This is a genomic window from Anaerovirgula multivorans, assembly GCF_900188145.1.
Classification (GTDB): Bacteria; Bacillota; Clostridia; order Peptostreptococcales; family Natronincolaceae; genus Anaerovirgula; species Anaerovirgula multivorans.
Map to the genome: position 1 here is coordinate 16,219 of NZ_FZOJ01000043.1, position 11,883 is coordinate 28,101.

9 protein-coding genes are annotated in these 11,883 nt (G+C 36.3%); all 9 read left to right on the top strand.

All coding sequences use genetic code 11. The annotated features are described in order from the left end of the window. Positions 1–104: 104 nt before the first annotated feature. The 9 genes from gap to rnr all read left to right on the top strand — a co-directional run bounded on the left by gap (position 105) and on the right by rnr (position 11,675). On the top strand, positions 105–1,115 hold the full coding sequence (gene gap, locus CHB72_RS23190; RefSeq protein WP_089285250.1) for a type I glyceraldehyde-3-phosphate dehydrogenase: 1,011 nt from the start codon (positions 105–107) through the stop codon (positions 1,113–1,115). A gap of 303 nt (positions 1,116–1,418) precedes the next feature. Beyond that, positions 1,419–2,618 carry a phosphoglycerate kinase gene (locus CHB72_RS23195; RefSeq protein ID WP_089285251.1) on the top strand — a complete coding sequence of 400 codons (1,200 nt, stop codon included), beginning with the start codon at positions 1,419–1,421 and terminating at the stop codon, positions 2,616–2,618. A gap of 15 nt (positions 2,619–2,633) precedes the next feature. After that, entirely contained in the window at positions 2,634–3,380 is a 747-nt protein-coding gene (tpiA, locus tag CHB72_RS23200; protein WP_089285252.1) for a triose-phosphate isomerase, read from the top strand. 39 nt (positions 3,381–3,419) lie between these two features. Further along, complete coding sequence (gene gpmI, locus CHB72_RS23205) at positions 3,420–4,955, top strand: 2,3-bisphosphoglycerate-independent phosphoglycerate mutase (protein WP_176431569.1); 1,536 nt, start codon at positions 3,420–3,422, stop codon at positions 4,953–4,955. A 25-nt stretch (positions 4,956–4,980) separates the two neighbouring features. Continuing rightward, positions 4,981–6,273 carry a phosphopyruvate hydratase gene (gene eno / locus CHB72_RS23210; RefSeq protein ID WP_089285254.1) on the top strand — a complete coding sequence of 431 codons (1,293 nt, stop codon included), beginning with the start codon at positions 4,981–4,983 and terminating at the stop codon, positions 6,271–6,273. Positions 6,274–6,432: 159 nt separating this feature from the next. Next, on the top strand, positions 6,433–6,660 hold the full coding sequence (gene secG, locus CHB72_RS23215) for a preprotein translocase subunit SecG (protein WP_089285255.1): 228 nt from the start codon (positions 6,433–6,435) through the stop codon (positions 6,658–6,660). Positions 6,661–6,707: 47 nt separating this feature from the next. Beyond that, on the top strand, positions 6,708–8,720 hold the full coding sequence (locus CHB72_RS23220) for a sodium-translocating pyrophosphatase (RefSeq protein WP_089285256.1): 2,013 nt from the start codon (positions 6,708–6,710) through the stop codon (positions 8,718–8,720). A gap of 388 nt (positions 8,721–9,108) precedes the next feature. Next, entirely contained in the window at positions 9,109–9,423 is a 315-nt protein-coding gene (locus CHB72_RS23225; protein WP_089285257.1) for a DUF1294 domain-containing protein, read from the top strand. Positions 9,424–9,548: 125 nt separating this feature from the next. Beyond that, entirely contained in the window at positions 9,549–11,675 is a 2,127-nt protein-coding gene (gene rnr, locus CHB72_RS23230) for a ribonuclease R (RefSeq protein ID WP_089285258.1), read from the top strand. Positions 11,676–11,883: the final 208 nt, after the last annotated feature.

The window sequence follows — 11,883 nt, forward strand, 5'->3', positions numbered from 1 at the left end:
TTCTGAGAAATAATATCTTTGTTAATGGAAAAACTAAAAAATTATATATATAAATTTGCTTAACTTTATAATTTTTCATAATAAAATTTTAGGAGGTTATAAAAATGAGTGTAAAAGTAGCAATTAATGGTTTTGGAAGAATTGGTAGAAATGCATTTAAAGCATCTTTGGAGGAGAGAAGGGATTGGGAAATCGTAGCAATCAACGATTTGACAAATCCTAAAACATTGGCTCACTTATTAAGATATGACAGTTTATATGGTAAGTTTAACGGAACTGTTGAAGCAAAAGAAGATGCTATTATTGTAAATGGCAAAGAAATTAAAATATTTGCTGAAAGAGATCCTGAAAAGTTACCTTGGGGTGAACTTGGGGTAGATATCGTAATAGAAGCTACAGGTATCTTTAGAAGTAAGGACAAAGCTTCAAAACATATTACAGCTGGGGCTAAGAAGGTTATCATCAGTGCACCTGCTAAAAGCGAAGATATCACTATAGTAATGGGTGTAAATGAAGAAAAATATGATCCAGCAAATCATCATGTGATCTCAAATGCATCTTGTACTACAAACTGTTTAGCACCATTTGCTAAAGTATTAGATGAGAAATTTGGTATTAAAAAAGGCTTAATGACTACTATACATGCCTATACAAATGACCAAAACATCTTAGATTTACCACATGAAGACTTAAGACGTGCTAGAGCTGCTGCTCAATCTATTATACCAACTACAACTGGAGCGGCAGAAGCGGTAGCTTTAGTATTACCACAACTTAAAGGAAAATTAAGTGGTATGGCAATGCGTGTACCAACACCTACAGTATCTGTAGTAGACTTGGTTGCTGAGCTTGATAAAAGCACAACCGCAGAAGAAGTAAATGCAGCATTAAAAGAAGCAGCAGCAGGAGAGCTAAAAGGAATTTTAGATTTTTCTGAAGATCAATTGGTTTCTGTTGACTACAGACAAGATCCTCATTCTTCTATCGTTGATGGTTTATCTACAATGGTGATGGATGGCAATTTAGTAAAAGTTGTATCGTGGTATGATAACGAGTGGGGATATTCTGTAAGAGTAGTAGATCTAGTATCTTACATTGTAAGCAAAGGATTATAATCATATCCTATTCACTATAACCACAGCTAAAGAATCTATAAAGATAGTCCCATACAGGATGTAACAATAAGTTGCATCCTGTTAGCTAATTCAACCTTAAAGAAGATCTACATAAGACCGACTTGAATATAAACATATATCTTTATACTTAAATTTAAATATACACGATATACGGTTTCGCCCTTGGGTTAAAAGCGTAGCCAAGGACTGCAAATGTAGCCCTTAGTATATTAAAATCCAAAGGTGTATATCTATAAGCTTTTTTATCTTAATCTTAACCTAAAAATTAGGAGGGATCAGTGCATGTCATTACTTAATAAAAAGACAGTAGAAGATATAGCTGTTGCAGGCAAAAAAGTATTAGTAAGATGTGACTTCAACGTTCCAATGAACAGCGAAAAAAATATTACCGATGATATAAGAATAAGAGCAGCTTTGCCAACAATCCAGTATTTAATAAAGAAGGGCGCAGCGGTTATTCTTATGTCTCATCTAGGCAGACCAAAGGGGGAAGCAAACCCTAAGCATTCCTTAGCACCAGTAGCCAAAAGAATTGAAGAATTGTTAAATCAAAAGGTGATTTTTGCAGACGATGATTTCGTAACAGGAGAAAAAACAGTAGAAATGGCTAAAACATTGAAAGTCGGAGAAATCATGTTACTTCAAAATGTTCGCTTTAGAAAAGAAGAAGAAAAAAATGATGCAGGCTTTTCTAAAGAATTAGCATCCTTAGGGGAATTATTTGTGAATGATGCCTTTGGTACAGCCCATCGTGCCCACAGTTCTACAGCAGGGGTGGCAGATTACCTACCTTCAGCTATGGGATATCTTATAGAAAAGGAAGTTCATTTTATGGGTAAAGCTTTAGAAAATCCAGAAAGACCTTTCGTTGCTATACTAGGTGGTGCAAAGGTATCTGATAAAATTGGTGTCATTGAGAATCTGATTGAAAAAGTTGATGCATTATTAATCGGTGGAGGAATGGCCTATACTTTTCTTAAAGCCCAGGGGTATGAAATTGGTAATTCTTTATTAGAGGAAGACAAAATGCAGTTAGCTTTAGACTTAATGAAAAAAGCAAAAGACAGAAATGTAGATTTATTATTATCCGATGATGTAGTGGTTGCTAAAGAATTTAAAGCTGATGCAGAACATATGACGGTTTCTTTTGATCAAATACCAGCGGATTACATGGGGTTAGACATTGGTGCTAAAACAATAGAATCCTTTAGTAAAAAGATTAAAAATGCTAAAACAGTAATCTGGAATGGACCTATGGGTGTTTTTGAAATGCCAGCCTTCGCAGTGGGGACAAAAGAAGTTGCTAGAGCAATGGCTGAAAGCGATGCTATTACCATTATAGGTGGTGGAGATAGCGCAGCAGCAGCAGAGCAACTGGGCTTTGCAGATAAAATGACTCACATTTCTACTGGTGGCGGAGCTTCCTTAGAATTTTTAGAAGGAAAGGTTTTACCAGGAATTGATGTTTTAGAAGAAAAATAGATGGGAGGTTTTCCTATGAGAATACCAATTATAGCTGGTAACTGGAAAATGCATAATATTGCGGAAGAAGCAGTAAAGCTAGTAAATGAGTTGAAAGCAGAAGTTAGAAATACGGATGTCAAAGTTGTGATCTGCTGCCCCTTTACAGTATTGGCTGAAGTAAAAAAAGCAGTGGAAGGTTCTAATATTAAACTTGGAGCACAAAATATGCATTGGGAAGATAAGGGAGCTTATACAGGAGAAATATCAGCAGATATGCTGAAGGATATAGGGGTAGAATACGTAATCATTGGACATTCCGAAAGAAGACAGTACTTTAACGAGACCGATGAAACTGTTAATAAGAAAGTAAGAAAAGCATTAGAAAAGGAATTGCTTCCTATTTTATGTGTTGGAGAAACCTTAGAAGAAAGAGAGGCTGACAGAACCTATGAGGTTGTAAAGAGTCAAACCTTGAAGGCTCTTGAAAACATTACAGATGAAGAAATGAAAAGTATCGTGGTTGCCTATGAGCCAGTTTGGGCTATAGGAACTGGTAAAACTGCATCTCCAGAAGATGCTAATGCAGTAATCGCGTACATCAGAGAAGTGATAAAGGAAAAGTATGGTGAAGATATTTCTGAATTGGTGCCTATTCAATATGGTGGTAGCGTAAAGGCTGCTAATGCAACAGAAATAATGAACCAAGAGGACATTGATGGAGCTCTTGTAGGGGGAGCTAGTTTAAAGGCAGAAGAATTTTTAGCAATCGTAAACTTTTAGAATCTGCCTTATTGGAACTAGCAGGAAAGGAAGATTATTATGAGAAATCCGGTAGCATTAATTATACTAGATGGTTTTGGCATAAGAGAAAATGAATTAGGTAATGCTATTAAATCGGCAAAATTACCTAATTACAATAAATTGATTAATAGCTATCCCCGAACTCAAATAGAGGCTAGTGGGATGGCAGTAGGGCTACCCGAAGGACAAATGGGAAATTCCGAAGTAGGACATTTAAATATCGGAGCTGGTAGAATTGTGTATCAAGAGCTTACAAGAATTTCCAAGGAAATAAGAGATGGAGATTTTTATAAAAATCAGAAATTTTTAGATGTAATCTCACATGTTAAAGCCAACAACAAAAAGCTTCATTTAATGGGGTTAGTGTCAGATGGTGGAGTGCATAGTCATATTGAGCATTTGTATGCCTTGTTAAAACTGGCAAAGCAGCATGGACTACAAGAGGTTTATATCCATTGTTTCTTAGATGGTAGAGATACACCTCCCCAAAGTGCAAAAAAATATATGAGTAATTTGCTTGAAAAGATTAAAGAGCTTGGCATAGGAAGGATTGCCTCGGTTTCAGGCAGATACTATGCTATGGATCGTGACAAGCGATGGGAACGAACAAAGATTGCCTATGATGCTCTAGTATCAGGGCAAGGGAGATTGGCTCAAGATGCTGTAGGAGCCGTAGAAATGGCCTATGGATTAGGAGAAAATGACGAATTTGTGTTACCTACTGTTATACCAAATGCAGAAGGAAACCCTGATGTCATTGAAGCAAATGATGGTATCATATTCTTCAACTTTAGACCAGATCGAGCTCGACAAATCACAAGAGCATTGTTAGATAAGGAATTCGATGGTTTTCAAAGAGAAAAAGGCGATTTGTCACTATATTATGTAACCATGACCCTTTATGATAAAACCATTGAAAATGTGCACATAGCCTATGAACCCCAAAGCTTTACAAATACATTGGGGGAATATATTAGTAAGCAAGGCTTAACACAGCTTCGTATTGCGGAAACAGAAAAATATGCCCATGTGACCTATTTCTTTAATGGAGGTATAGAAGCATCTAATCCTGGAGAAGATAGAAAATTAATCCCTTCTCCACAGGTAGCTACCTATGATTTAAAGCCTGAAATGAGTGCTGATGAAGTAACACAAGAGCTATTAAAAGAGTTAGATGAGGACAAATATGATTTGATTGTTCTAAACTATGCAAATCCAGACATGGTAGGACATACTGGAAAAGTGGAAGCTGTTATAAAGGCTTTAGAGAAGGTAGACAGTTGCTTGGGAAAAGTAACAGAAAAGATTTTAGAAAAGGGTGGGAAAGCCATAGTAACCTCTGATCATGGTAATTCTGAGGAGCTGATTGATGAGATTACTGGAGGACCTGTTACTGCCCATACTACCAACCCTGTACCTTTAGTATTGATAGGTGCAGGTAGTGTAAAACTAAGGGAAAATGGAAAGTTATGTGACATAGCTCCCACATTATTAGAGATGATGGGTTTAGAAAAACCAATTGAAATGACTGGAAACAGTTTAGTTATTAAATAAACAGTATTTGAAAGGAGAGAATAACATGACAATTATCAGTGATGTTTATGCAAGAGAAGTACTTGATTCTAGAGGAAATCCAACAATAGAGGTAGAAGTATATTTAGAAAGTGGTGTAATGGCCAGTGCTATCGTACCATCTGGAGCTTCTACAGGAGCTTTTGAAGCAGTAGAATTGAGGGATGGGGACAAAGGCAGATATTTAGGTAAAGGTGTTCAAAAGGCAGTTGAAAATGTAAACGACATTATTGCGCCTGAAATCATAGGTTTAGATGCAGTTGATCAAGTAGCTATTGATGAAATTATGATTGAGTTAGATGGAACTGAAAACAAAGGAAAATTCGGTGCTAATGCTATTTTAGGGGTTTCAATGGCGGTAGCAAAAGCAGCGGCAGAAGAACTGGGGTTACCTTTATTTCAATATTTAGGTGGAGTAAATGGAAAGCAGTTGCCTGTACCAATGATGAATATTTTAAATGGTGGTGCCCATGCTGATAACAATGTAGATATACAAGAGTTCATGGTGATGCCTGTAGGTGCTGAAAGCTATAACGAAGGCTTAAGAATGGGTGTAGAGATCTATCACAACTTAAAATCTGTACTTAAAAAGAAGGGTCTTGCAACAGGTGTAGGTGATGAGGGTGGTTTTGCTCCAAACTTAGCTTCCAACGAAGAAGCGCTGCAAGTAATCATCGAAGCAATTAAGGCAGCAGGATATAAGCCAGGGGCAGATGTTAAGTTAGCATTAGATGTTGCTGCTACAGAATTATACGATGAAAAGGAAAAGGTATATAAGCTAACTGGAGAAGGTGTAACAAAAACTTCAGAGGAAATGGTAGACTTTTATGCAGAATTAATTAGTAAATATCCAATCATCTCCATTGAAGATGGTTTAAGTGAGGACGACTGGGATGGTTGGAAGCTTATGACTGAAAAGTTAGGTGACAAAATTCAAATCGTAGGTGATGATTTATTTGTAACCAACACATCAAGACTGAAAAAAGGTATCCAAACCAAAACTGCTAATTCTATTTTAATTAAGCTAAATCAAATAGGTACCATTACTGAAACCTTAGATGCTATTGAAATGGCAAAAAGAGCTGGATATACTGCAGTAATTTCTCATCGTTCTGGAGAAACAGAAGATGCAACGATTGCAGATATAGCGGTGGCTGTTAATGCAGGACAAATTAAGACTGGTGCCCCAGCTAGAACAGATCGTGTAGCAAAATACAATCAACTTCTAAGAATTGAAGATATTTTAGGAGAAACTGCACAGTATAAAGGGGAAGAAGTATTCTATAACCTAAGAAAGTAGATAGTTGATATAAGTATAAAAGTAGAAAAGATACCAATAATAGGAATAAGGGTGATTTGATATCCTTATTCCTATTTGTTCTAATAATTAGGTTGATTTTGCACAGGTGCTGTGTTACAATATCTATGTTAATCACAAGTATAGGAGGTGGAAAAGACAATGAAAATAGTACTTATGATTCTACAATTAATAACAAGCATTATACTTATCGGAAGTATTTTGATGCAATCTGGTAAAAGCGCAGGACTTTCTGGATCGATTACTGGTGGAGCAGAGCAATTATGGGGAAAACAAGGTAGAGGATATGAAGGCATCTTAAGTAGAGTAACAGCTATAGGCGCAGGACTGTTTATTATCGTTGCGATCCTATTAGTAGCAATACAGTAATTATCTATTCATACTAAAACTGAATAAATAAGGAGGAACACGGGAAAATGGATTTGTTTATTTTAGCACCAATTGTAGGGATCGTGGCATTATTCTTTGCATATTTTCTTGCTAGTAAAATTGACAAGGTAGCAGTAGGAAACGAAAGAATGAAGGAGATCTCCTCATATATTCATGAAGGATCTATGGCCTTCTTAACTCGTGAATACAAAACGCTTGTTATTTTTGCTATCGTATTAGCTATTGTATTAGCTATAGGTATTAGTCCATTAACAGCCTTATGTTTTGTAGTAGGGGCATTGTTCTCAGGTTTGGCTGGTTTCTTTGGAATGCAGGTGGCAACCAAAGCTAATGTAAGAACAGCGAATGCTGCAAAAGAAGGTGGAATGAATAAAGCTCTAAGTGTTGCTTTTTCAGGTGGCGCAGTTATGGGTATGTCAGTTGTAGGATTAGGTCTTTTAGGTGTTGGTGGTTTATTCATTCTTATCTCTGGTATGACAACAGCAAATGAAGCTTCTGAAATTATTACTGGATTTGCGCTAGGTGCTTCCTCTATAGCACTATTTGGACGTGTTGGTGGAGGAATTTATACAAAGGCTGCTGACGTAGGAGCTGACTTAGTTGGTAAGGTAGAAGCAGGAATTCCAGAGGATGACCCAAGAAATCCAGCGGTTATTGCTGACAACGTTGGAGATAACGTTGGAGACGTTGCAGGTATGGGAGCTGACTTGTTTGAATCTTATGTAGGTTCTATTATTTCTGCTATAGCATTAGGTCTATTGGCTTATGGAATCAACGGTGCTTTATTCCCATTATTATTATCTGCTGTAGGAATTATTGCATCCATTATAGGAACCTTCTTTGTAAAAGGTGACGAAAATACTGATCCTCATAAGGCTTTAAAAACCGGAACATGGATTAGTGGTGCCATCACTGTTGCAGTTGCATTTGTATTAAGTAGATATTTATTAGGAAATATAACTGGATTTTTAGCGATTGTAGCAGGTCTAATTGTAGGTTTGCTTATTGGACAAATTACAGAGATTTATACATCTGCAGATTTTGGATATGTTAAAAAGATTGCGCAACAATCAGAGACCGGACCAGCAACCACCATTATTAGTGGTTTAGCTGTAGGAATGGTTTCAACCGCATGGCCAATTCTATTAATCTCCGCAGGTATACTAATTGCATACGGCGTAGCTGGACTATATGGTATTGCCTTAGCTGCTGTTGGTATGTTGGCTACTGCTGGTATGACAATTGCCGTTGATGCTTATGGACCAATTGCTGATAATGCTGGTGGTATTGCAGAAATGTGTGAATTGCCAAAGGAAGTTAGAAAAATAACCGATAAATTAGACTCTGTAGGAAATACAACAGCAGCTATAGGAAAAGGTTTCGCTATTGGCTCTGCTGCATTAACAGCGTTAGCGTTATTTGCTACCTACACAGCAGCAGTTGGATTAGAGGTTATTAACTTAACAAGCCCAAGTGTTATCGTGGGTATGTTGATTGGTGGTATGTTACCATTCCTATTCTCTGCATTAACAATGGAGGCAGTTGGTAAAGCGGCTTTCCAAATGATAGAGGAAGTTAGAAGACAATTTAGAGAAATACCAGGTATCATGGAAGGTAAAGCAAAGCCAGACTATGCAACATGTGTTGATATTAGTACAGCAGCAGCTTTAAAAGAGATGGTTATTCCTGGAGTGTTAGCGGTAGTTGCTCCAATCGCAACAGGTATATTATTAGGAGCTGAAGCAGTTGGAGGATTATTAGCTGGTGCATTAGTAGCTGGAGTATTAATGGCGATTATGATGGCAAACGCTGGTGGTGCTTGGGACAATGCTAAAAAGTACATTGAAGAAGGTAACCACGGTGGAAAAGGAAGTGAGCCTCATAAAGCTGCAGTTGTTGGTGATACTGTAGGAGATCCATTTAAAGATACTTCTGGACCATCTATTAACATCTTGATCAAATTAATGACAATTGTATCTGTTGTATTTGCTCCGCTGTTTGCTCAATTTGGAGGATTCTTACTTAGATTCTTTGAATAGACATAAATACACTTATGAAACCCTTGATCATAAAGATTAAGGGTTTTATTTATCCGGCAAATAAATTCGACTACAACCCAGAAGAAATAAAACCTTCCTCTAGATAAACAAACTAAGTGACTGACACAAAAGTTAAAATGCAAACTTGCACTCTGTATAAGTGACTAACTCAAAATCAAAGATTTTGGTTATCTACTTATGGTCATCTACTTATAGATAAACAAACTAAGTAACCAACACGAAAGTTACAAATCAAACTTTCGGTTGTCTACTTATAGATTAACTCTCATTTTATAGGGTATATGCTATTTATAAGGAAAACAACAAAAAACCTTCTAACGATTATAGAAAAATGGATATATTGATATAATGAATAAGGGGGATAACAATGAATTATCTTATAGAAATCACTGGTGAGTACTCGAATACCGTAGTTGTTTATTCTTTCTATTTGCTAATGCTAAATATAGCAGCTTTTATCTTAATGAGTATAGATAAGAACAGGGCGAAGAAAAATGAATGGCGCATTAAAGAACTAACCTTTATGATCTTAGCTTTGCTAGGGGGTGCAGTAGGTACCTTACTAGGAATGGTAATTTTTCATCATAAGCAAAATAAAAAGAAATTTTATCTTGGTATACCTTTATTTTATATTATTAATAAAGCTGCAAGTATTATGATCTATCATTATCTGTTTAAATGATATAATTTTCATATTTATTAGCAAAGTAGATAATAATAATGATAACTATGATAGCAATAAATATTCTATTTATTAAAAATGATTAAACAAGTAAGTGAATACATAAGAAAGAGGAGGGATAACCTTTGACAATTAAAGAGAAAATCGTAGAGTTTATGAGGACCTCTGCCTACAATCCAATGTTAGAGGAAGAGCTGGCAGAAGCTCTGGAAATAGATAGAAAGCAAAGAGTAGTTTTTTCTAATCTACTGCAAGAAATGGTGGCAGAAGGGCTTGTTATACAAACTAGAAAAAAAAGATTTGGTGTTCCTGAGAGAATGGGATTAATTGTAGGTAAGCTTCAGGGGCATGCTAAAGGATTTGGATTTATTATTTCCGATTTAACTGATGTAGAAGATGTATTTGTACCATCTAACATGATGAATGGTGCCATGAACCAAGACCGAGTAGTAGCAAGAATTAATCAAGTAAATAGCAGCACCCGCAGGGCGGAAGGAGAAGTAATACGAATACTAGAGAGAGCCAACAATGAAATCGTTGGTACCTATGAGGATAGTCGGAACTTTGGTTTTGTTGTGCCAGATGACAATAAAATCAATGTAGATGTATTTATTCCAAAAGCTGATAGAAACGGTGCTAAGCATGGAGACAAGGTAGTATGTGAAATTACCGAGTGGCCAGATAAACGCAGAAATCCAGAGGGTCAAATCATTGAAGTATTGGGACATCAAAATGATACTGGCACCGATATCTTAGCGATTATGCGAAAGTTTAAATTAAACCCTGATTTCCCTGAACCAGTAGAAAAGGAAATAGAGTCTATTTCAGAAACTGCTGAAGAGGAAGAAATTGCTAGAAGAAGAGACATTAGGGATCTTCGAATGGTAACAATAGATGGCGCTGATGCAAAGGATCTGGATGATGCAGTATCATTAGAAATACTAGATAATGGGAATTATAGGTTAGGTGTACATATTGCTGATGTTGCCCACTATGTAAGAGAAGGGACAGAATTAAACAAAGAAGCCCTAGCAAGAGCCACAAGTGTTTATCTAGTAGATAGAGTAATACCAATGCTTCCTAAAAAGCTTTCTAATGGGATATGCAGCTTGAATCCTAAGATAGATCGACTCACCATGACGGTATTTATGGAAATCGATAAAAATGGAAAAGTTGTAAATCATGAGATTGTGGAAAGTGTTATTAACATTGATGAAAGAATGATCTATGAAGATGTTTCAGATATTTTAGAACATGGAAATAAAGAATTGATGGAGAAATATCAGTATTTAGTTGAAGACTTTAAAAAGATGGAAGAACTAAGCAAAGTACTAAGAAGAAGAAGAGAAGAAAGAGGCGCTATTGATTTTGACTTTGATGAGGCAAAGGTCGTGCTGGATGAAAAGGGAAGACCCATTGATGTCAAGAAGTATGAACGTAGAATTGCTAACCGTATTATAGAAGAGTTTATGCTGGTTTGTAATGAAACTGTTGCAGAAAACTATTATTGGCTAAAGCTTCCCTTTGTTTATAGAGTTCATGAAGAGCCCAATGTAGAAAAGCTAGAAGAATTTAATAAGTTTGTTCATAACTTTGGATATCATCTAAAAGGGATGACAAATGAAATACATCCTAAGATGCTGCAAGAGCTTCTGAATAAAATAAAAGGGCAGAAGGAAGAAACAGTAATCAGTACTTTGATGCTACGGTCCCTAAAGAAAGCAAGATATGCACCAGATAACTTAGGGCACTTTGGATTGGCAGCCAAATACTATTGCCACTTTACTTCTCCTATCAGAAGATATCCTGACCTAGCTATTCATCGTATTATGAAATTATACTTACAGGGAAAAATTGATGAAGGACGTTTAGAGAAACTAAAAGCCGCAGTAACTTACATTGCAGAACAATCCTCCACAAGAGAAGCTGTAGCAGATGAAGCCGAGAGGGAAACGGAAGATTTAAAGAAAGCAGAATATATGGCACAACGTGTTGGAGAAGTATATGAGGGGATCATATCTGGTGTAACCTCCTTTGGCATTTTTGTAGAACTAGATAATACCATAGAGGGAATGGTGCGGCTAAGCTCAATCGTGGATGATTACTACACCTATGATAGTGAAAAGCATATGTTAATAGGTGAGCGAAAGAAGAAAACCTTTAGAATAGGTGATATTGCAAAAATCCAAGTAGCTAGAGTAGATGTAAAACAAAGAGAAATTGATTTCAATCTAGTAGAACAACAAGCATAGACCACGGTTTCGTGGTCTATACTACTGATCTGGATTGACTATTTTATCTCATCTCGTAGGGGCTTGACCCTATATTGTAAGAAGAAAACACCTTAAAATTCAAGTGTCACGGTAAAAGCATGAATGAAAGTTTTACCATGGAACAAATTTCAGCTAAAAACTAAAAAGCGTATATAGTAAGATTGTCTATAGATAATACTAATGAAAA